Annotated in this window: 19 protein-coding genes; 12 read left to right on the top strand and 7 right to left on the bottom strand. The window is 75.0% G+C overall.

Annotated features, from left to right (window positions below; translation table 11 throughout):
- The first annotated feature begins 8 nt into the window (after positions 1–8).
- The 3 genes from ACIBPC_RS14455 (at position 9) to ACIBPC_RS14465 (ending at position 2,072) form a co-directional block, all read left to right on the top strand.
- Positions 9–290 (top strand): hypothetical protein, encoded by a 282-nt coding sequence (locus tag ACIBPC_RS14455; RefSeq protein ID WP_398844199.1) that lies wholly within the window; start codon positions 9–11, stop codon positions 288–290.
- Positions 291–437: 147 nt separating this feature from the next.
- On the top strand, positions 438–1,034 hold the full coding sequence (locus ACIBPC_RS14460) for a DoxX family protein (protein ID WP_362968175.1): 597 nt from the start codon (positions 438–440) through the stop codon (positions 1,032–1,034).
- 75 nt (positions 1,035–1,109) lie between these two features.
- Positions 1,110–2,072, top strand: coding sequence for a D-2-hydroxyacid dehydrogenase family protein (locus tag ACIBPC_RS14465; protein ID WP_398844201.1), 963 nt, complete (start codon positions 1,110–1,112; stop codon positions 2,070–2,072).
- Between the two features lie 186 nt (positions 2,073–2,258).
- On the opposite strand, the gene ACIBPC_RS14470 is transcribed toward ACIBPC_RS14465, so the two are convergent.
- Positions 2,259–2,906, bottom strand: coding sequence for a hypothetical protein (locus ACIBPC_RS14470; protein WP_398844204.1), 648 nt, complete (start codon positions 2,904–2,906; stop codon positions 2,259–2,261).
- An 85-nt stretch (positions 2,907–2,991) separates the two neighbouring features.
- Positions 2,992–3,507: a hypothetical protein gene (locus ACIBPC_RS14475; RefSeq protein ID WP_398844385.1), complete on the bottom strand. Its 516-nt coding sequence runs from the start codon at positions 3,505–3,507 to the stop codon at positions 2,992–2,994.
- Positions 3,508–3,619: 112 nt separating this feature from the next.
- Between ACIBPC_RS14475 and ACIBPC_RS14480 the strand changes: the two genes are divergently transcribed.
- A complete protein-coding gene (locus tag ACIBPC_RS14480) occupies positions 3,620–4,576 on the top strand; it encodes a GlxA family transcriptional regulator (RefSeq protein ID WP_398844207.1) in 957 nt (318 codons plus the stop codon).
- A 129-nt stretch (positions 4,577–4,705) separates the two neighbouring features.
- A complete protein-coding gene (gene gap / locus ACIBPC_RS14485; RefSeq protein ID WP_398844210.1) occupies positions 4,706–5,716 on the top strand; it encodes a type I glyceraldehyde-3-phosphate dehydrogenase in 1,011 nt (336 codons plus the stop codon).
- 126 nt (positions 5,717–5,842) lie between these two features.
- On the opposite strand, the gene ACIBPC_RS14490 is transcribed toward gap, so the two are convergent.
- Positions 5,843–6,643, bottom strand: a complete 801-nt coding sequence (locus ACIBPC_RS14490) for a helix-turn-helix domain-containing protein (protein ID WP_398844213.1) — start codon at positions 6,641–6,643, stop codon at positions 5,843–5,845.
- 123 nt (positions 6,644–6,766) lie between these two features.
- Between ACIBPC_RS14490 and ACIBPC_RS14495 the strand changes: the two genes are divergently transcribed.
- The 4 genes from ACIBPC_RS14495 to ACIBPC_RS14510 are packed head-to-tail and all read left to right on the top strand — an operon-like array spanning position 6,767 to position 11,636.
- Positions 6,767–7,783 (top strand): ABC transporter substrate-binding protein, encoded by a 1,017-nt coding sequence (locus ACIBPC_RS14495; protein ID WP_398844215.1) that lies wholly within the window; start codon positions 6,767–6,769, stop codon positions 7,781–7,783.
- A gap of 21 nt (positions 7,784–7,804) precedes the next feature.
- Positions 7,805–9,541: an SIP domain-containing protein gene (locus ACIBPC_RS14500; RefSeq protein ID WP_398844218.1), complete on the top strand. Its 1,737-nt coding sequence runs from the start codon at positions 7,805–7,807 to the stop codon at positions 9,539–9,541.
- Positions 9,538–10,608: a FecCD family ABC transporter permease gene (locus ACIBPC_RS14505; protein ID WP_398844221.1), complete on the top strand. Its 1,071-nt coding sequence runs from the start codon at positions 9,538–9,540 to the stop codon at positions 10,606–10,608. The genes ACIBPC_RS14500 and ACIBPC_RS14505 overlap by 4 nt, the downstream gene beginning before the upstream one ends.
- On the top strand, positions 10,605–11,636 hold the full coding sequence (locus tag ACIBPC_RS14510; RefSeq protein WP_398844223.1) for a FecCD family ABC transporter permease: 1,032 nt from the start codon (positions 10,605–10,607) through the stop codon (positions 11,634–11,636). Before ACIBPC_RS14505 ends, ACIBPC_RS14510 begins: the two co-directional genes overlap by 4 nt.
- A gap of 60 nt (positions 11,637–11,696) precedes the next feature.
- Here the strand turns inward: ACIBPC_RS14510 and ACIBPC_RS14515 are convergent, their stop codons facing one another.
- Positions 11,697–12,659: a pirin family protein gene (locus ACIBPC_RS14515; protein WP_398844226.1), complete on the bottom strand. Its 963-nt coding sequence runs from the start codon at positions 12,657–12,659 to the stop codon at positions 11,697–11,699.
- Between the two features lie 241 nt (positions 12,660–12,900).
- Here ACIBPC_RS14515 and ACIBPC_RS14520 point away from each other — a divergent pair, with 241 nt between their 5' ends.
- Together ACIBPC_RS14520 and ACIBPC_RS14525 are read left to right on the top strand one after the other, a co-directional pair.
- Positions 12,901–13,983 (top strand): LacI family DNA-binding transcriptional regulator, encoded by a 1,083-nt coding sequence (locus tag ACIBPC_RS14520; RefSeq protein ID WP_362964828.1) that lies wholly within the window; start codon positions 12,901–12,903, stop codon positions 13,981–13,983.
- Positions 13,984–14,037: 54 nt separating this feature from the next.
- A complete protein-coding gene (locus ACIBPC_RS14525; protein WP_398844229.1) occupies positions 14,038–15,729 on the top strand; it encodes a glycoside hydrolase family 13 protein in 1,692 nt (563 codons plus the stop codon).
- A 56-nt stretch (positions 15,730–15,785) separates the two neighbouring features.
- Here the strand turns inward: ACIBPC_RS14525 and ACIBPC_RS14530 are convergent, their stop codons facing one another.
- The 3 genes from ACIBPC_RS14530 to ACIBPC_RS14540 are packed head-to-tail and all read right to left on the bottom strand — an operon-like array spanning position 15,786 to position 19,097.
- Positions 15,786–16,160: a GntR family transcriptional regulator gene (locus tag ACIBPC_RS14530; protein ID WP_398844232.1), complete on the bottom strand. Its 375-nt coding sequence runs from the start codon at positions 16,158–16,160 to the stop codon at positions 15,786–15,788.
- A 37-nt stretch (positions 16,161–16,197) separates the two neighbouring features.
- Positions 16,198–17,580, bottom strand: a complete 1,383-nt coding sequence (locus tag ACIBPC_RS14535) for a lysine N(6)-hydroxylase/L-ornithine N(5)-oxygenase family protein (RefSeq protein WP_398844234.1) — start codon at positions 17,578–17,580, stop codon at positions 16,198–16,200.
- Complete coding sequence (locus ACIBPC_RS14540) at positions 17,577–19,097, bottom strand: pyridoxal-dependent decarboxylase (protein WP_362964834.1); 1,521 nt, start codon at positions 19,095–19,097, stop codon at positions 17,577–17,579. The genes ACIBPC_RS14535 and ACIBPC_RS14540 overlap by 4 nt, the downstream gene beginning before the upstream one ends.
- Positions 19,098–19,362: 265 nt before the next feature.
- Between ACIBPC_RS14540 and ACIBPC_RS14545 the strand changes: the two genes are divergently transcribed.
- A complete protein-coding gene (locus tag ACIBPC_RS14545) occupies positions 19,363–20,031 on the top strand; it encodes a pyridoxamine 5'-phosphate oxidase family protein (protein ID WP_398844238.1) in 669 nt (222 codons plus the stop codon).
- Positions 20,032–20,042 lie beyond the last annotated feature (11 nt).

Here is a 20,042-nt window from a genome sequence, read left to right on the forward strand (position 1 = left end):
CCCTTGGCTTGCGCAGACTCGCCACTGTCCTGGCGACCGTCGCCGCCGCGCCCGCCGCGCCCGCGGGCACGACCTACGGCAGCATCCGCCTCTCCTACGACGCCGCCACCGGCCGGCACTGCGACTGGCGCGACGAGGTCCGGGACGTGGACGACGGCGGCTCCTCCCTCCACGCCGGGCCGGTGAGCGTCTTCGCCGCCGGGCACTGCATCCGGGTCTTCGGCCAGGTCAGCGACGTTCCCCCCATCGCCACGGGCGGCAGCGGCACCGGTGGCGTGCACTGCGGCTGACGCGGCGCCGTTCCCCCGAACGGTCCGGCAGACCGGGTGCCGCGCCCGTCGCGGACGGATGCTGGGTACGGCGGCCCCGCCCCCGCGCGGGCCCGCCGTACCCACGGCTCCCGCCGGAGCGCCGCACCACCGAGGAGTGACACCGTGATGTTCCCCCAGCGCAAGAACACCTCCGCCCGGCGCGACACGGGCCTGCTCCTGCTGCGCCTGGGGACGGGCGGGGTCCTCGCGGCCCACGGCGCGCAGAAGCTCTTCGGCTGGCTCGGCGGCGGCGGCCTCAGCGGCACGGCCGCCGCGATGGACACCATGGGCTTCCGGCCGGGCAAGGCCAGCGCTCTGGCCGCCGGGCTCGGCGAGGCGGGCGGCGGCGCGCTGCTCGCCCTCGGCCTGGCCACCCCGGCGGCGGGCGCCGCGGCCGCCGGGACCATGGGCGGCGCCGCGGCCGTCCACGCGGACAACGGCTTCTTCGCCATGAACGGCGGCTACGAGTACCCGGCGTTCCTCGGCTTCACCGCCGCCGCCCTCGCCGTGACGGGCCCGGGGCGCTTCTCCCTCGACCACGCCATGGGCGACCTCCTCAACCGGCACTGGATGGTGCCCGCCGCGCTGATCGGCACCGCCGCCGCGCTGCTGGCGGTCGTCGGCTCGCGCTCCCGCACCCTCGCCCAGCCCACCACCGGCGAGATGCGCACGGACATCGAGCCGCCGACGGCGAGCCCGGACGGCGACGCCCCCGGCGAGTGACGGCGGCCCCCGCCCGTACGATCGTGGCGCGGCGTCCGCGCCCGTGCGGACGCGTCGGGAGAGGACTCGGGTCTCATGCGCGTCGCCGTACTGGACGACTACCAGCGGGCCGCCGCCCGTTTCGCCGACTGGGACGCCCTGCGCCGCGACCACGGCGTCAGCCGGATCGACCACCTGCACCACCACCTGCCCGACGACGACGCGGTGGCGGCCGCGCTCGCGCCGTACGAGGTGGTGGTCGCGATGCGGGAGCGCACCCCGTTCACCGCCGCGCGCCTCGCCCGGCTGCCGCGCCTGCGGCTGCTGGTGACGACGGGGATGGCGAACGCCGCGATCGACCTGGCGGCCGCCGCCCGGCAGGGCGTGACCGTCTGCGGCACGCGCAGCGGCCAGTCGGCCACCCCCGAGCTGACATGGGCGCTGATCCTCGGACTGCTGCGGCACCTGCCCGAGGAAGCCGCCGCGATGCGCGCGGGCGGGTGGCAGCACACGGTGGGCGGCGACCTGGACGGGCGGACGCTCGGCGTCGTCGGACTCGGCAGGCTGGGCACGCGCGTGGCGGCGATCGGCGCGGCGTTCGGGATGCGGGTGCTGGCGTGGAGCAGCCGCCTCGACCCGGAGCGCGCTCGCGGCCTGGGGGTCGAACCGGTCGGGAAGCGCGAGCTGTTCGAACGGTCGGACGTGGTGACCGTGCACTACAAGCTGGGCGAGCGCAGCAGGGGCCTGATCGGCGCCGAGGAACTGTCCTGGATGCGCCCCACCGCGTACCTGGTCAACACCTCGCGCGGCCCGCTCGTCGACACCGCCGCCCTCCTGGCCGCCCTCCACGGGAACCGGCTCGCGGGCGCGGCGCTCGACGTCTACGACACCGAGCCGCTCCCCGCCGACCACCCGCTGCGCACCGCGCCCCGCACCCTGCTCACGCCGCACATCGGGTACGTGACCGAGGAGTCGTACCGGATCTTCTACGGGGACGCGGCCGAGGACATTGCGGCCTTCGCGAGCGGCGCGCCGGTACGGGTTCTGACGGCGGGCTGAACGGGCCCCGACGGCTCAGCGCGTCCCGCTGCCACGGCCCGGTGGTCCCGCCGCCGTCCCCGTGGTGGCGGTCCCGCACGTTGACCTGGCAGTGGAGCCGCGCCTCCGCCCGCCCCTCGTTCCACGGTGGCCCCCGTCGACGGCGGCCCGCCGTCGCGCATGGCGGGGCGGGGGCGGGGCGGCGGGTCAGCCGATGGAGAGGCCGAGGTCCGTGACGTACCAGACCCCGTCGAACGCGCTGGCCTCGATGGACATGTCCACGTCCTCGGCGCTGACACCCTCGGAGTGGGAGAGGACGACCTCCTGGAGCGTCTGCCCGCCGACGTCGATCTGCTCGATCGGGAACGTCGCGCTGGTCTCCGACTCCGGCTCGCCCGTGACCGTGACGGTGGGCTCGCCCGCCATGTCCGCGGGGGTGAACGTCTCGGCGAGGCCGGTCAGCTGCGCGCTCATCGGGCCGCCTGCGCCGCAGGTCCCGGCGGTGCCGACCTCCGGGTCGCCGCCGTCCTCGGCGGGCATGGCCATCAGCAGGCAGGCGTCCTCGGGCCGGTTGTCGATGACGGCCGTCACCCAGCCCGCCACCACGTCCTGGGCGGAGCCCTGGACGTCGGCGGCCTCCCCGGCCGCCTCGCCGCCGGTCTCCTCCTCGGCCGCGTCGTCCGCACCGTCGTCACTCCCGGCGCCCTCCTCGTCCGAGGCGGCGGTCTCCCGCACGTCCTCGGCGGGCGCGGGGTCGCCGTCGTCGGAGCAGGCGGTGAGCAGCGAGGCCGCCATCACCAGGCCCAGGGCCGCCGTCAGGGGGGTCGCGCCGATCCTCGTCATCCGTGCTGCCATCGTCCGTTGTCCTCGCAGAGAGATCGATCAAGGTCGCCAATAATTATGGGGGAGCCGGGACAGTGGTCCCGCACACGAACCCCCGTCAGGGGATCACCCGTTGCACCAGGCCCCAGGTGAACTCGGCGATGACGTCCCGCAGTTCGCCGGAGGCGGTGGGCGCGGCGAACGCCAGGCGCGAGCGGGTGGGCGCGGAGCCCTCCATCGGCCGGGCGGGCGGGAAGGCGCGGGCGAGTTCGGCGACCGTGCAGGACCACGGCGTCACGTCGTCCAGCGTGCGCGGCGCGGGCGCGGGGTGGCCGGGCGCGCGGACCAGCTCCTCGTTCCACACGGCGCCGCCGGGCGCGGTGAGGACCTCGAAGCGCAGGCCGGGCCAGAGCGGGACCGGCCAGCGGTGCGCCTCGGCCCGGAGGTCGCCGATCCGGAGCGCGGCGGTGGACTCGGGCGCGCCGAGGACCGAGCGGTACCGTGCGAGGGCCCCCGGGGCGCGGCCGGCGCGGGCCATCGCCTGCCAGTGGCGGTTGGCCTCGCGCATGCGGTCGCGTCCCGCGCCGAGGGTGCGCAGCGCGTCCGCCACCAGATCGGGCTGGAAGTCGGCCATCCGGCGCAGCAGGACGAGCTGGAAGTCGAGGGGGTCCACGGCGGGGCATTCTGCCAGTCGGGGCCGGTGGCAGGATGCCCTGAGCGGGAGCGGGAGCGGGAGGAGCCATCCGATGAAGCACGGGCACCACGGGAACCACCGTGTCGCCGTCCTGGTGCTCGACGGCGCGAAGCCGCTGGACGTGGGCATCCCGGCGCAGGTCTTCACGCGCCGCCCGAGCATGCCGTACGAGGTGCGGGTGTGCGGCGCCGCGCCCGGTCCCGTCACCGGGGGCGACGGGCTCTCGTACCACGTGGCGCAGGGCCTTGAGGCGTTCGAGGACGCCGACACCGTCTTCATCCCCGGCTACCGGGAGCCCGCGACCACCGAGCCGCCCGCGGCGGTCGTGGCGGCGCTGCTCGCGGCGCACGCGCGGGGGACGCGGCTGGCGGCCATCTCGACGGGCGCGTTCGCGCTGGCGGCGACGGGCCTGCTGGACGGGAAGCGCGCGACGACGCACTGGCACTACACGCGGGCGCTCGCCGCGCGGCACCCGCTGGTGCGGGTGGACGAGAACGTGCTGTTCGTGGACGAGGGCGACGTGCTGACGTCGGCGGGCGCGGCGTCCGGCATCGACCTGTGCCTGCACCTGGTGCGGCGTGACCACGGGGTGGGGCTGTCGCACCATGTGGCGCGGCGGCTGGTGGCGGCGCCGTACCGCAGCGGCGGGCAGGCGCAGTACGTGCCGCGCAGTGTGCCGGAGCCGCTGGGCGACCTGTTCGCGGACACGAGGGAGTGGGCGCTTGCGCACCTGGCCGAGCCGCTGACGCTGGAGACGCTGGCCCGTACGGCGCGGGTGTCGCCGCGCACCTTCTCGCGGCGGTTCGTGGAGGACACCGGGTGCACGCCGATGCAGTGGGTGCTCAGGGCGCGCGTGGACCTGGCCCGTGAGCTGCTGGAACGCACGGACCTCGGGGTCGAGCAGATCGCGGACCGCGTCGGGCTCGGCAGCGGCGCGAACCTCCGGCTGCACTTCCAGCGCATCCTGGGCACGTCGCCGACCGAGTACCGGCAGACGTTCTCGGCCTGATCCGGGGCGCGATCCTTGCGGCCGGTGGCGCGCCATCTGGCGAGATGCTTGCGCACGCTGTCATCCGAGCCACTTCCGTCCCCTCCCCCGCCCGCCGAGCATGGGGAGCAGGACGAAAGGAGCCGACCCATGACCCGCATCGCCATCAACGGATTCGGCCGCATCGGACGCGCCACCCTGCGGGCGCTGCTCTCCCGCGGCAGCGACCTGGAGGTGGTCGCCGTCAACGACCTCACCAACCCCGCCACCCTGGCGCACCTGCTGGAGTACGACAGCACGCTCGGCCGCCTCCCCCACCCCGTCACCGTGGAGGGGGACACGCTCGTCACCGGGGACCGCCGCGTCAGGGTGCTCGCCGAGCGGGACCCCGCCGCCCTGCCGTGGGGCGACCTCGGCGTGGACGTCGTGCTGGAGTCCACCGGCCGCTTCACCTCGGCCGACGCCGCCCGCGCCCACCTCACCGCCGGTGCGGGACGGGTCCTGGTGAGCGCGCCCTCCTCCGGCGCCGACGTCACCCTCGCCTACGGCGTCAACACCGGCGCGTACGACCCGGCGTGCCACCGGATCGTCTCGAACGCCTCCTGCACCACCAACGCGCTGGCCCCGCTGGCGTCGGTCCTCGACGACCTGGCGGGCATCGAGCACGGCTTCATGACGACGGTCCACGCGTACACCCAGGAGCAGAACCTCCAGGACGGCCCGCACCGCGACGCCCGCCGCGCCCGTGCCGCCGCCGTGAACATCGTCCCGACCACGACCGGCGCCGCCAAGGCCATCGGGCTGGTCCTGCCGGGGCTCGACGGCAAGCTGTCGGGCGACTCGATCCGCGTGCCGGTCCCGGTGGGCTCGCTGGTGGAGCTGAACACCACCGTCGCCCGCGAGGTGACCCGCGACGCCGTGCTCGCCGCCTACCGCGCCGCCGCCGACGGCCCGCTCGCGGGCGTCCTGGAGTACGCGGACGCGCCACTGGTCTCCAGCGACATCACCGGCCGCCCGGCGTCCTCGGTTTTCGACTCGGCCCTGACCCGCGTCGAGGGACGGCACATCAAGGTGGTGGCCTGGTACGACAACGAATGGGGCTTCTCCCACCGGGTGGTCGACACCCTGGAACTCCTCGCCTCCACCCCGGTGACCCGCTGACCCTCCCTCTCCGATCCAGCCGGTGCCCGCTCCCCCGGGCACCGGCTCGCCCCGCGCGGTTCCGGCCACCGGCGGTCCGCTCCACGGGGAGAACCGCCGCGGCGGCCGGGCCCGCCCGGGACAGGGTCAGTGTGAGCCCGCCACGACCCCGGCCGGGGGCGTCCCGGGAAGGGTGCGCATGGACGCGGGGTCGCCGGTGAAGTGGGTGCCGGGGAGCCCGGTCTCACGGGTCAGCGCCTTGAGCAGGCCGCTGCGTGTCGTGTAGCCCGCGAGGTGTGCCGCGACCGTCAGGCCGTCCCCGCCGCGCAGGCGGGAGATGGCGACGTTCAGCCGCGCCCGTGCCCGCCACCTGCTGAACGACATGCCGGTCTCCTCCCGGAACACCCGCTGGACATGCCGCACGCTGGTCCCCTGCGCGGCGGCCAGCTCATCCAGCGTCAGATCCGACATCGCGGCGCGCGCCACCGCGCGCGCCGCCGGGTGGACAGGCTGCCGCAGCGTGAAGTACGGGCTGCCGAGGGACCGCAGGAGCACGTCGAGCGCCGCCCGGAAAGGGCGGATCTGCTCAGGCGTGGCGGGCGCCGCGCCCAGGACGGTGGTCATCAGCCGCGTCACCTGCGGTACGACGCCGAGCCGCTGGACGCGCTGGGCCGGGACCGTCCCCGGGGACAGCAGCGGGCCGAGAACGACGCTGCCCGGCGCGTACCGCGCCGAGTGCGGGACACCGGGCGCGAGCCAGAGGCTCTCCCGCGTCCCCAGCCGGACCGCGCGGCCGTCCACGAGGAGGTCCGCCGTGCCCGCCACGACATGGATGAGGTGCGGCTCCCGGTGGGCGTGAGAGCGGTGTCCCCGGAAGCGGATGGCGTGCTCGGGGACGACGGTGGTGAGTTCACGCTGCGTGTTCGTCACTTCGATCCTGCGTTCCATGTCGCGTCGGTGGCGGCCGATGTCGCATGGGGACCGGCCCGCCCCGTAAGTCCGGCTTAGGGTAGCCTAACCTTCCTCCCGGCGCGTGGGGGCGGGTCCCGGTCTTCTCGTGAATGAGGTTCCATGCGCACGCCTGCCCGTCGTCCCGCTCTCGTCAGCCTGCTCGCGGCCGCGGCCCTGAGCACCGCCCTGGCGGGCTGCTCGTCGTCCGGCTCCTCCGGCGACGACCCCGCCACGGCCGGCTCGCCCGGTACGGCGGACAGCAGGGTCGTCACCACCGACCAGGGTGAGGTGACCGTCCCCGGCGACCCGCAGCGCGTCGTCGTGCTCAACTACGCCCTGACCGGCTACCTCTACGACCTCGGTGTGCCCGTCGTCGCGACGGTCGCCGAGGACACCGAACACGACGGCGAGTTCTCCGAGTTCTGGGGCGACGCCCCCGAGGAGCAGGGCACCGGGTTCCTGCCGTGGAGCATGGACGGCTTCGACCACGAGGCGATCCTCGGGGCCGAGCCCGACCTGATCGTCGCCGGGGGTGTGGGTCTGCCCGCCGTGCTGGCCGCCGAGGAGTACGACCGGCTCAGCCGGATCGCGCCCACCGTCCTCGTCGGCGACGGCCTGACGACCTGGCAGGACCAGTTCTCGTTCCTCGCCGAGGACGTCTTCGACCGGCCCGAGGTGTACGAGGACTCGCTCGCCGCCTACGACGCGCGGGTCGCGGAGGTCCGGGACGCCATCACCCTGCCGCCCACCCCCGTCGCGACACTGACCATCACCGCCGACCGCACGCCGTACCTCCTCTTCGAGGACATGGGCCTGTCGCAGACCCTGGCCGAACTCGGCCTCGAACCCGCGCCGCTCGTCGCCGAACACGGTCTGCCGCCCTACAAGCCGGGCGGCGACATGGCCGAGCTCTCCACCGAGCAGGTGGGCCAGCTGCTGCCCGACGTCCCGACCGTGTTCGTCACCGGCTTCAACGCGGACACCGCGGACGTCGCCTCCCTCGCCGACGAGCCGGTGTACGCCGCCCTGCCCGCCTTCGAGGAGCAGCACGCGTACGACCTGCCCTACTGGGCCGTCCGCGGCGACTACGACGAGTCGCTGGCGCTCCTGGACATCGTCGAGCAGCAGTTCTCCTGAGAACGGGTCACCCACGCAGTCATGTCTCACCACGACGTCACCGTCCACCCGCTCGTCCTGCGCCGCACCGAGGTCGCGCGGGTGGCCGACGTGACACCGCGCATGCGGCGGATCACCGTCACGGGGCCGCAGCTCGGCTCGTTCGAACGCGACGGGATGTCCCTGCCGGGCTTCGCCAGTCCGGCGTTCGACGACCACGTGAAGCTGGTCTTCGCGTCCGACGGCGACGTGCGGGCGGTCCTGCCCCGGCAGGTGGAGGGCGGCATCGAGTGGGCGCCCGCCGCCACCCGGCAGGGCCGCGACTTCACACCGCGCCGCTTCGATCCGGAGGCCCTGGAGCTGGACCTCGACTTCGTACGGCACGGGGACGGACCGGCCGCCGTCTGGGCGCGGCACGCCCGGCCGGGGGACGAGCTGTGGTTCGCCGGTCCCAAGGCGTCCACCGTCGTCCCGCCCGACAGCCCGTGGGTGCTGCTGGCCGGGGACGAGACGGCGCTCCCCGCCATCGGCCGGTACTTCGAGGAACGCCCGGTGGACGCGCCGGTCCGCGCCGTGGTCACCGTGCCGGGACCCGCCGCCCGGCAGGACCTCGCCGTCCGCCCGGAGGACCGGGTGACGTGGGTGGTCGCCGAGCCGGGCGACCCGGCGGCGCTGGCCGCCGCCGTCGCCGCCGTCGAGCCGCTGGACGGCGTCCCGTACGTGTGGGCGGCGGCCGAGAGCCGGTCGCTGCTGCCGGTGCGCCGCCACGCCGCCCGCGTGCTCGGCACGCCCAAGACGCGGCAGAACATCACGGGTTACTGGCATCTGCGGTCCGGCACCGGTGCGCCGCCGGCACCGGTGGCCTGGTTCGCCGTACGGGCCGCCCTGCGGCTCGGCGTGCCGGACGCGCTGGCGCCCGGGCCGCTCGACGGGGACGTGCTCGCGAGGCGGGTCGGCGTCGAACCGGCGCGCCTCGCCGTGCTCCTGGACGCCCTGGTCACCGCCGGGGTGGTCGCCCACGACGCGTCCGGCCGCGTCGGACTCGGCCCGGCGGGAGAGGAACTGGCCGAGGACGACCACGCCCGGGAGCGCTACACCGGCCTCCACGCCGACCGGATCGCCGCCCTCGCCGAACTGCCCGCCGCGCTCACCGGCACCACCCCGGCCTGGCAGGCCGCGCACGGCCTGACGCTGCGGGAGACCGCCGCACGCGACACCGCGCGCTACGCCGAACTGGTCGAGGACGCCGAAGGGCTCGCCCAGCTCGTCACCGGCCTGCCGCGCCACCCGGTGTGGGGCAGGGCCCGGCGCGTCGGCGTCACGGGCCCCGGCGCGCTCTCCGTCGCCGATGTCCTGCACGGGCACGCCGCCGCGGACGTCACGGTCGTCGAAGCGCCCGCCGCGCTGGCGGCGCTGCGCGCGGAGGCCCGTCCCGACTGCCCGCACGCCTTCGCCGAGGACTGGGGCACGTACGACGCCGTGGCCACCGCGCTCGCGCTCGGGCACCGGACGGACGACGAGGCGGCCACGCTGCTCCGCGCCCTGCGGACGGCCGCGCCCGTCGCGGTCCTGGTCGAACGGCTCGCGCCCGACGGCCTCAGCCCCGCCGCGCTGTCCGAGGGCGCCCTGCTGCACCTGGCCACGCTCGGCACACCACCCCGTACGCCGGACCGCTTCACCCACCTCGCCGCCACGGCCGGGTGGACCGTGACGGGGCGCCGCAAGCTCGGCTGGGGCGTCGGGTGCGTCGAGCTGGCCGCCGCCGGGACCGCGCCGTGACGCTCCACCCGCCGCGCGAACGGGGCGCCGCCACGCCGACCGCCCCGGGCGACGGACCACCGCGGCGGATCGGGAAGGTGCGGCGTCCCGCCTGTCTGGCCCTGGCCGTGGCGGTGCTCGCCGCCGCCTGCGCCGCCAGCGTCGCGATCGGCTCGGCGAACCTGCCGCTGTCCACCGTCTGGGAGTCGGTCACCGGGCAGGGCGGCGGCATCGACCACCTCACCGTGCGCACGCTGCGTGTGCCCCGCACGGTCCTGGCGGTCCTCGTCGGCGCCGCGCTCGGCGTCGCGGGTGCGCTGATCCAGGGCCTGACGCGCAATCCGCTGGCGGACCCCGGCGTGCTCGGTGTGAACGCGGGCGCGCAGTTCGCCATCGTGCTGGCCGTGGCCGTCCTGGGCGTCACGCGGATCGAGCAGTACCTCTGGTACGGCTTCGGGGGCGCGGTGGCGGCGGCCGTCGTCGTCCACCTGATCGCCGCCTCGGGCCCCGGCGGCGCGACCCCGCTGCGGCTCACCCTCGTCGGTGTCGCGCTCAGCGCCGTGCTCATGGGCGCCGCCCAGACCCTCGCCCTGACCGACCCGGAGACCTTCGAACGCATGCGGTACTGGGCCGCCGGAACCGTCGCCGACCGCCCGGACGGCACGCTCACGCTGATCTGGCCGTTCATCCTCGTGGGGGTGGTCCTCGCCTTCGCCTGCTCCCGGGGGCTCAACGCGCTGGCGCTCGGCGACGACGTGGCGCGGGCCCTCGGCGCGCGGATCGTGGCGACCCGTGTCGTCGGCCTGCTGGCCGTGACCCTGCTGTGCGGCGCCGCCACGGCGGCGGCCGGACCGATCGGCTTCGTCGGGCTGATGGTGCCGCACGCCGTGCGCTTCGTCACCGGACCCGACCAGCGCTGGGTCCTGCCGTTCAGCCTCGTCCTCGGCCCGGTCCTCGTGCTGCTCTCCGACATCCTCGGGCGCGTCGTCGTCCGGCCGGCGGAACTCCAGGTGGGGGTCGTCACCGCGTTCCTCGGCGCCCCCGTGCTGATCGCCCTGGCACGGCGGGGGAAGGCGCGCGTCCCGTGAGCCGCGCCGTCGTCCTGCGGGCCGGGCCCGTCAGCCGCCGCACCACCGTGCGGGCACTGACCGTGAACGCGGTGCTCGTCCTCCTCGTCGCGGGCTGCGCCCTGGCGGCGCTGATGCTCGGCGACCGCCCGCTCACCCCGGGCCGGGTACTGGCCGCGTTCGGCCCGGACGCGGACGCGCTCGACCGGCTCGTCGTGGTCGAGTGGCGCGCGCCGAGGGCCGCCGCCGCGGTCCTCTTCGGCGCCTGTCTGGGCGTCAGCGGCGCCATCTTCCAGTCGCTGACCCGCAACCCGCTGGGCAGCCCCGACGTCGTGGGCCTCAACACCGGTGCCCACACCGGCGTCATCACCGTCCTGACGCTCGGCGGCACGGGCTACGCGGCCCAGGCCGGCGGCGCCCTGCTCGGCGGCCTCGGCGCGACCGCCCTGGTGTACCTGTGCGCGTACCGGGGCGGCGTGCACGGCTTCCGCTTCATCGTCGTCGGCATCGCCGTCTCGGCCATGCTCTCCTCCGTCAACACCTGGCTGACGGTCAAGGCGGACCTCGACGTCGCCATGCGGGCCGCCGTCTGGGGCGCCGGCGGTCTGGGCGGCGTGGACTGGCTCCCCGTGACCGTCTCCGCCGCCGTCGCCGCGCTCCTCGCACCGGCGCTGCCCGCCGCCGCGCGGTGGCTGCGGCAGCTCGAACTCGGCGACGACACCGCCGGAGCGCTCGGCGTCCGCACCGAGGCGGCGAAGGCCGCGCTGGTCGTCCTGGGCGTCGCGCTGACGGCGCTGGTGACGGCCGCGACGGGGCCCGTCACGTTCGTCGCCCTCGCCGCGCCGCAGATCGCCCGCCGCCTCACCGGGCACGGCGGCTCGGTGGACCTCGTCGGATCGGCGCTGGTCGGGGCGCTGCTGGTGTCGGGCGCCGACCTCGTCGGCCAGCACGCGATCCCCGGCACCGCCCTGCCCGTCGGGGCCGTCACGGTCTGCCTCGGCGGGGGCTACCTCCTGTGGCTGCTCGTCCGTGAGGTGCGCCGCGGCTGAACGGACGCGCCGCCCCGCCCGTCCGGTGGCCGGGCCGGCCCCCGCCCACGACGGCACCGGTCAGCGGGCGCGGCCCCGGGGTTTGAGGGGAGTCGGGGGGAGAGGTGGTGCGTCGAGGCGGGGGCCGGCGTAGCCGTGGACTTCGCCGAAGCGGGTGGTGGTCATCCAGTCCTCGCGGGCCTGGGCGATCTCCTCCGAGGAGCGGCCGATGAAGTTCCACCACATGACGAGCTGTTCCTCGAACGGTGTGCCGCCCAGCAGCATGAACGACGCGTCCGTGTCGGAGCGTACGTGCAGTTCGCGGCGGCCCGTGCCGAGGTAGAGGAGCGCGCCGGGGCCGAGGGGTACCCCGTCCACCTCACAGCCGCCCGCCATGGCGAGCGCCGCGTACTCGAACTCCTCCTCGACCGGCAGCCGCGCGTCCGTCCCCGCCGCGACCGTGATGTCCGCGCCGACCAGCGGGCTGTGGACGGTGCCGGGCGACGTCGCGCCGGCCAGGGTGCCGAGGACCACCGTCGCGCGCAGCCCGCCGCCGCCCGCGATCTCCGGGAGCGCGGTGTGGTGTTCGAACGCGGGCTCGCGGTGGCGGTGGCCGTCCGGCAGGGCGATCCACAGCTGCGAGCCGTGCAGCACGGGGGTGTGCGTCCGGGGCGACTCCTCGGAGTGCGCGATGGCGCGGCCCGACGTCATCAGGCCGAGTTCGCGCGGCCGTACGGTGCACAGGCTGCCGAGGCTGTCGCGGTGGAGCACCTCGCCCGCGTGCAGCCAGCTGACGGTCTGGAGGCCCATGTGCGGGTGCGGCGGGACCTGCATGCCGGGCTCGCCGGCGATGTCGTCGGGCCCGTACTGGTCGACGAAGCACCAGGCGCCGACCATGCGGCGCCCCATCGTGGGCAGCAGGCGGCGCACGACCGTGCTCTCGCCCAGCGGCACGGCCTTGCCCGGCAGGAGGTCGCGTACGGGCCCGGGGCCGTGGCCCCCGCCGCACCGGGTGGCCACCGGCGTCCGGTCCAGATTGCTCATGGCTCGATCCTGCACCAGTCGCCGCGCGTTCCCCACCCCGCCCGGCTGTCAATTGTCGGGGTGCGTCAAAAAACCATGTACACGTTTACATCAGCCCTTGCACGCCGTCACCTGGGGGTCCGGGGCGGCGGGGGGAGGCCGTCAGGCCAATTCCGCGGTGGAGGAAGATCTTTTCCTGTAAGCGATTGCATTCTCTCCGCGGTCGGCAGTACGTTCGGCTCACTGCCGTGATCGGAGGGTTATGGCCGCCAGCATCAACGACGTCGCCCGGCGCGCGGAAGTGTCCACCGCGACCGTGTCCCGCGCCCTGCGCGGCTTGCCGAACGTCTCCGAGGCCACTCGGGAACGGGTGCTGCGCGCCGCCGAGGAGCTGCAGTACAGCGTCTCCCCGCACGCCTCGCGTCTCGCCTCCGGCAGGACCGGGACGGTCGGGGTCGTCCTCCCGTTCGTCAACCGGTGGTTCTACAGCCAGGTCGTCGCCGGTATCGACTCCGTGCTGCGCGCCAACGACCTGGACATCCTGCTCTACAACCTCGGCGACGAGCGGGTCCACGAGCGGTTCTTCACGCGGATGCCGCTGCGCCGCCGCGTGGACGCGCTGATCGTCCTCAACCTCCCGCTGTCCACGGCCGAGTGCGACGCGCTCGTCTCGATGGACGTGCCGATCGCCGTCCTCGGCACCCGCATTCCCGGCTGCTGGCACGTGTCGATCGACAACGCGGAGGGCGCGAGCACCGCCGTGCGCCATCTGATCAACCTCGGTCACCGGCGCATCGGGATGATCACGGGGGCGCTGGGCGACCCCCGCGGCTTCACCACACCGATCGTGCGGCAGCACGCGTACCGCACCGTCCTCGCACAGGCCGGGGTGGCGTACGACCCGGACCTCGAAGTGCCGGGGCACCTCGAAATAGAGGAAGCGGCCTCGGCGATGGCCAAGCTGCTCAGCCTGCCCGACCCGCCGACGGCCGTGTTCGCGGAGTCGGACCAGATGGCGTTCGGCGCGCTGCGCACCCTGACCCGCATGGGGCTGCGGGCGCCCGACGACGTCTCGGTGATCGGCTTCGACGACCACGAGACCGCCGAGCTGCTCGACCTGACCACCGTCGCCCAACCCGTTGCTCACCAGGGGGAGCTGCTCGCCCGCCAGGTCCTGGACGCGCTGTCCGGGACGAGCGTGGAGCCGACCCGGGTGGTGGTGCCGACCCGGCTCGTCGTCCGGGGCACCACGGGCGCGGCACGTGCCGCGCGTTCCCTGTATCACATCTCCTCACCTCGGCCGGGACCTGAACCGGACCAGCACAGCCGCACTACTGCGCGGTGAGCCGCTCGATCCGCGCATTTTCCAGGGTCAACTCGCAAGAGGAATGGAAGATACGTGCCCCGCACCCGCATTCATCAGAAGCCGGCCGCCCCCTGGTGGAGCACCGCCGTCGTCTATCAGGTCTACATCCGCAGTTTCGCCGACGGGAACGGCGACGGTGTCGGTGACATCGCCGGCCTGCGCGCCCGCCTGCCCTACCTCAGGGAGCTGGGGGTCGACGCCGTATGGATCACCCCGTGGTACCCGTCGCCGATGGCGGACGGGGGCTACGACATCGCCGACTACCGCGCCATCGACCCCGCGTTCGGGACGCTGGCCGAGGCCGAGGAGATGATCGCCGAGGCGCACGCGCTCGGCGTCCGCGTCGTCCTGGACATCGTCCCGAACCACACCTCGGACCGGCACCGCTGGTTCGCGGAGGCCCTGGCCGCCGCGCCGGGGTCGCCCGAACGCGACCGGTACGTCTTCCGCGACGGCCGGGGCGAGGCGGGTGAACTGCCGCCCAACGACTGGCGCAGCGAGTTCGGCGGCCGGGCGTGGACCCGGGTGACGGAGCCCGACGGCACGCCGGGGCAGTGGTACCTGCACCTGTTCGCCGCCGAGCAGCCGGACCTCAACTGGGCGAGCCGGGAGGTGCGTTCCGACTTCGAGGCGATCCTGCGCTTCTGGTTCGACCGGGGCGTGGACGGCTTCCGCATCGACGTGGCGCACGGCCTGGTGAAGGACCACACGCTGCCCGACCTGGGCATCGCGGACGACGCGGTGTTCGAGCACGAGGGCGGCAAGGAGGACCACCCGCACTGGGACCAGGAGGGGGTCCACGAGATCTACCAGACGTGGCGCAAGGTCGCCGAGTCGTACGCGGGCGACCGGGTGTTCGTCGCCGAGGCGCATGTGCGCGAGGACCGGCTGCCGCTGTACCTGCGGCAGGACGAGCTGCACACCGCGTTCAACTTCGCCTTCCTCAAGTCGGCGTGGGAGCCGAACGTACTGCGCGAGGTCATCGACCGGGGCGTCCGCACGCTGGCCGAGGTCGGCGCCCCGCCGACCTGGGTGCTGTCCAACCACGACGTGCCCCGCCATGTGACGAGGTACGGGCGCCGGGACACCGCGCTCGGCCGACGCGACGAGACCGGGAGGCCGGCGGCGACGGCGACCGACCGCGCGCTCGGCACCCGGCGGGCGCGCGCGGCGGCGCTGCTGATGCTCGCGCTGCCCGGCGGCGCGTACCTCTACCAGGGCGAGGAACTGGGCCTGTGGGAGGTCGAGGACCTGCCGGAGGACGTCCTGCGGGACCCGACGTGGGAACGCAGCGGGCGCACGGTGCGCGGCCGTGACGGCTGCCGGGTGCCGCTGCCCTGGTCCGGCTCGGACGCGCCGTTCGGCTTCGGCCCGGCGGGCGGCGAGGCGCCGTGGCTGCCGCAGCCGGCGGAGTGGGAGTACTTCAGCGCGCAGTTCCAGTCGGGCGCGCCCGCGTCGATGCTGGAGCTGTACCGGACGGCGCTGCGGCTGCGCAGGGGGCAGCCCGGCTTCGACAGCGGGACGCTGCGCTGGCTGGACGCGCCGGAGGGCGTGCTGGCGTTCGAGCGCTCCCCCGTGCTGCGGTGCGCGGTGAACTTCTCCGGCGATCCGATGCCGCTGCCGCGCGACTGGGGTGTCCTGCTGACCAGCGACCGGATCACCGGCGGGACGCTGCCCGCCGACACCACCGTCTGGCTGTGGGGCGGCGGCGCCGCGCTGCGGTAGGCGCGGCCGGGGAGACGTACGGCGTGCGGCCCGTGCCGGGGCCGGGTGACCAGGGGTCAGCCGGCCGGGTCGTACGCGGCACGCAGCGCGTCCCGTACGGCGGCCTGGGCTTCCTCCCGGTCCAGGCCGAGCCGCCGGGCGCGCTGGGCGTACGCCTGGGCCGCCGCCGCCGCTTCCCGCGCGGCGGCGTCCCCGGCGGCGGCGACGAAGGTGCCGTGCCGCCCGCGCGTCTCGACGACGCCGTCCGCCTCCAGGGCGCGGTACGCCTTGGCGACGGTGTTGGCGGCGAGGCCGAGTTCGTCGGCGAGGCCGCGGACGGTGGGCAGCCGGTGGCCCGCGGGCAGTTCGCCGCTGCCCGCGAGACCGGCGATCCGGGCGCGCAGCTGTTCGTACGGCGCGACGGGTGATGCGGGGTCGATGGTCAGCTTCACCCGCCCGATTGTGCCGCAGGCGGGCGGGCCCGCGCCGTCAGCCGCCGAACGTCTGGAACGCGGTGCGCTCCGGCGTCCTGAACACCTGGCGGCCCGTCACGGCGTTGAGGACCGTGGCGCCCCGGTAGGCGCCGATGCCGAGGTCGGGCGCGGCGGCGCCGTGGGTGTGCAGCTCGGCGTTCTGCACGAACAGGCCGCCGGTCACCTCGGGGACGGTGCGGACGCGGTGGCCCGCGTCGATGTCGTACCTGCCCTGGCCGTCCCAGGCGATGAGTTTCTCGACCGGGTCGAGGCAGGCGGGGCGGCGGGCCGCGTAACCGGTGGCGGCGACGACGGCTCCGGTGGCCAGCTCGCGTTCTGCGCCGGTGTCGGCGTGGGAGGTGGTGAGCCGTATGGTCCCGTCGTCGGCGGTCCGTGCGCCGAGGAGCGCCGTGCCCGGCAGGAGGGTGACCGGGGGGCGGTCGCCGTCGAGCAGGTGGTCGTACAGCTCGGCGTGGATGAGGTCGATCGTCTCGGTGTCGATGCCCTTGTAGAGCTGCCACTGCGAGGCGATCAGGCGGTCGCGGACGGCGGGGTCGAGGCCGTTGAAGTACCGCATGTAGGCGGGTGTCGTGTACTCCAGGACGAGCTTGGAGTAGTCGAGCGGCGCGAAGCCCCACGAGCGGGTGAGCCAGGTGAGGGACCATCCGGCGTCGCGCTGGCGGCGCAGCAGGTCGAGGAAGACCTCGGCGCCCGACTGGCCGGAGCCGACGACGGTGACGTCCCTGACGCCCTGGGCGCGCAGGCCTTCGACGCGGTGGAGGTGCTCGCCCGAGTGGAAGACGCGGTCGGGGGTGCGGGCGGCGGGGACGGCGAGGGCGGTGGGGAGGTGGGGTTCGGTGCCGATGCCCATGGCGATGTTGCGGGCGAGCCGGGTCGTGGGGTGGGCCGCCGTGGGTCCCGCGGCGCCGTCGGCGGGGGTCAGGGTGAGGCGCCACAGGGCGCGTTCGGCGTCCCAGTGGACGGCGGTGACGTCCGTGCCGAAGTGGCAGCCGGGCAGGCGGGCGGCGGCCCAGGCGCAGTAGTCGGCGTATTCGCGGCGGGGCACGTGGAAGCGTTCGGCGATGTAGAAGGGGTACATCCGGTCGTGCTCGGCCAGGTAGTTGAGGAACGACCAGCGGCTCGTGGGGCGGACGAGCGACACGAGGTCGGCGAGGAAGCCGACCTGGAGCTTGGCCCAGTCGAACATCAGGCCCGGGTGCCAGTCGTAGGCGGGGCGGCGGTCGTACGCGGCGTAGGCGAGGTCCTCGACCTCGTCGGCGAGCGCGGTGAGGGAGAGGTTGAACGGGCCGATGCCGACGGCGGCGAGGTCGAGGACGGGCGGCTCGGCGCCGTCCTGCGGGGTGTGCGGGGCCTGCGGGGCGTGCGGGGTGGTGCTCACAGGTGCTCTCCGGTGCTCTCGACGGCTTCACCGGCGGCGACGACGGCGGCGAGCAGCTCGTCCAGGTCGGTCTTGGTGGCCTGCGGGTTGAGCAGGGTGAGTTTCAGGCGCACGCCGCCGCCCGGCAGGTCCGTGCGGCCGACGAGGGCGGTGCCCTGGCGCAGCAGGCGGCGGCGGAGCGCGCCGTTGACGGCGTCGGGGTCGGCGCCGGTGCGCGGCGTGTAGTGGAAGACGACCGTGGTGAGGACGGGTTCGGCGGTGAGTTCGAGGCGGGGGTGGGCGGTGACGGCGGCGGCGGCGTGGCCGGCGAGGTCGTGGCAGGCGTCGAGCATGGCGCCGACGCCCTCGCGGCCGAGGGCGAGGAAGGTGGCGGCGACCTTGACAGCGTCGGCGCGGCGGGTGGTGGCCAGGGAGTTGCCGAGGAGGCCGTCGTACCCGGCGGCGCCGTCGTCGTCGGGGTTGAGGTAGGCGACGCGCAGGCCGGTGGTGGCGGCGAGGTCGCGGGCGTCCCGGGTGAGCAGGACGCTGGCAGCGGCGGGCTGCCAGGCGGTCTTGTGGAGGTCGATGGTGACGGTGTCGGCCGCTTCGAGGCCGGTGAGGAGGTGCCGCAGGCGGTCGGAGAAGAGGGCGCCGCCGCCGTAGGCCGCGTCCACGTGCAGCCGGGTGCCCTCGCGGCGTGCGAGCGCGGCAAGTTCGGGGAGGGGGTCGATCGAGCCGTAGTCGGTGGTGCCCGCCGTGGCGACGATGGCGAGGGGGATCTCGTCGGGGGCGCGGGAGGTGAGGGCGTGGTCGAGCGCCGCGACGTCCATGCGGTGGCCCGCGTCGGCGGGGATGGCCCTGACGGCGTGTTCGCCGAGGCCGAGGAGGGCGCAGGCGCGGGCGACGGAGAAGTGCGCCAGCTCCGAGCAGTAGACGACGGGGCGGACGGCCAGACCGGTCAGTCCGGTGCCGCGGATGTCGGCGCGGTCGCCGAGCACGGCGTCGCGCGCCATCAGGAGCGCCTGGAGGTTGGAGGCGGTGCCGCCGGGGGTGAGGACGCCGTCGGCGCCGGGGCCGTAGCCCGCGAGGCCGGTGAGGGAGCGGATGAGGCGGCGTTCCAGCTCCACCGCGTAGGGGCCGCTGTCCCAGGTGTCCACGGAGGCGTTGAAGACGGAGGCGAGGACGTCGGCGGCGGCGGCGATGCTCAGGGCGGGGGGCTGGAGGTGGGCGGCGGCGCGCGGGTCCGCCAGGTCCACGGTGTGGGCGGCGTACGAGCGGGCCAGGGCGAGGACGGCGGCGCGGCCCTTGCCGGTGCGCGGGAGGGGCCCGTCGGGGAGCTGGGTGTCGATCAGGCGTGACAGCTCGTCGGGGGTGAGGGCGGGGAGGGGTCCGCTGCGGCGGCGGAGCGCCCCGGCGGCTTCTCTGGTCAGCTCGGTGACGAGCCGTCCGACCTCGGCGAGACCGGCGGGGTCGGCGGCGAGCAGGTCGGGCTCCAGGAGGGCCGAGGGTGCGGGGGCGAGTGGTGCATGGCCGGACATGCTCATGGGGTCTTCGGGTGTCCCTTGTCGAGTCGGCTGCTGATCGGTGACATCGGTGACATGGGGGTGCGTCCGGCAGCCGGGGGTCGGCTGACGGCTGGACGGACGGTCTCCGTTCACGCGGATCAATTTAGGTTAGGCATACCTAACTATGTCAACAGGGCCCCGGTGTGCGGGTGGTCACGGCGGGGGCACTGTCAGTGCCTGGGCGTAGGCTCGGGAACGCGCCGGTGGCGGACCGGCGGTGAGCGGCGGGAGGCGCACGGTGGACACGGAACGGGTGGGGGCGGCGTGGTCCGGCGGTGACGCGGGGGCCGTCCGTGACGTCACGTCGGAGGCCGAACTGCGGGAACTGGTGGGCGAGCCCGCGCCGTACACCCGCGACAAGACCCGCACCGCCCTGCACGCGCTGGACCGCGCCTGGCTCGCCCGCTCGCCGTTCTGCCTGATCGCCACCTCGGGCGCCGACGGCTCGTGCGACGTCTCGCCGAAGGGCGATCCGCCCGGCTTCGCGCTCGTCCTCGACGACCACACGCTCGCGATACCCGACCGGCCGGGGAACAAGCGGCTCGACGGCCTGCGCAACGTCCTGGCGAACCCGCGGGTCGGCCTGGTCTTCCTCATACCCGGCCGGGGCGACATGCTGCGGGTCAACGGGCGGGCGCGGATCGTCCGGGAGGCGCCGTTCTTCGACCGCATGACGGTCCGGGGCAACCGGCCGCGCCTCGCGCTGGTCGTGGAGGCGGAGGAGATCTTCCACCACTGTGCCAAGGCCGCGCTGCGCTCGGACCTGTGGGCCCCGGAGACCTGGGCCCCGGACGCCCTCCCGTCCCGGGCGCGGATATCCAAGGCGCTGGAACGACCGGACGACGCGCTGGAGTTGCTGGAGGAACACTACGGCCCGGGGTACGCGGAACACCTCTACGAGGGCTGAACCACCGCGCG

Source organism: Streptomyces sp. NPDC049879, from assembly GCF_044461265.1.
Classification (GTDB): domain Bacteria; phylum Actinomycetota; class Actinomycetes; order Streptomycetales; family Streptomycetaceae; genus Streptomyces.

Bases quoted from the DNA above. Each gene is read 5' to 3' on its own strand.
- ACIBPC_RS14460 (WP_362968175.1), top strand. From the start codon at position 438: ATGTTCCCCCAGCGCAAGAACACCTCCGCCCGGCGCGACACGGGCCTG.
- ACIBPC_RS14465 (WP_398844201.1), top strand. From the start codon at position 1,110: ATGCGCGTCGCCGTACTGGACGACTACCAGCGGGCCGCCGCCCGTTTC.
- ACIBPC_RS14470 (WP_398844204.1), bottom strand. From the start codon at position 2,906: ATGGCAGCACGGATGACGAGGATCGGCGCGACCCCCCTGACGGCGGCC.
- ACIBPC_RS14475 (WP_398844385.1), bottom strand. From the start codon at position 3,507: ATGGCCGACTTCCAGCCCGATCTGGTGGCGGACGCGCTGCGCACCCTC.
- ACIBPC_RS14480 (WP_398844207.1), top strand. From the start codon at position 3,620: ATGAAGCACGGGCACCACGGGAACCACCGTGTCGCCGTCCTGGTGCTC.
- gap (WP_398844210.1), top strand. From the start codon at position 4,706: ATGACCCGCATCGCCATCAACGGATTCGGCCGCATCGGACGCGCCACC.
- ACIBPC_RS14490 (WP_398844213.1), bottom strand. From the start codon at position 6,643: ATGGAACGCAGGATCGAAGTGACGAACACGCAGCGTGAACTCACCACC.
- ACIBPC_RS14495 (WP_398844215.1), top strand. From the start codon at position 6,767: ATGCGCACGCCTGCCCGTCGTCCCGCTCTCGTCAGCCTGCTCGCGGCC.
- ACIBPC_RS14500 (WP_398844218.1), top strand. From the start codon at position 7,805: ATGTCTCACCACGACGTCACCGTCCACCCGCTCGTCCTGCGCCGCACC.
- ACIBPC_RS14515 (WP_398844226.1), bottom strand. From the start codon at position 12,659: ATGAGCAATCTGGACCGGACGCCGGTGGCCACCCGGTGCGGCGGGGGC.
- ACIBPC_RS14520 (WP_362964828.1), top strand. From the start codon at position 12,901: ATGGCCGCCAGCATCAACGACGTCGCCCGGCGCGCGGAAGTGTCCACC.
- ACIBPC_RS14540 (WP_362964834.1), bottom strand. From the start codon at position 19,097: ATGTCCGGCCATGCACCACTCGCCCCCGCACCCTCGGCCCTCCTGGAG.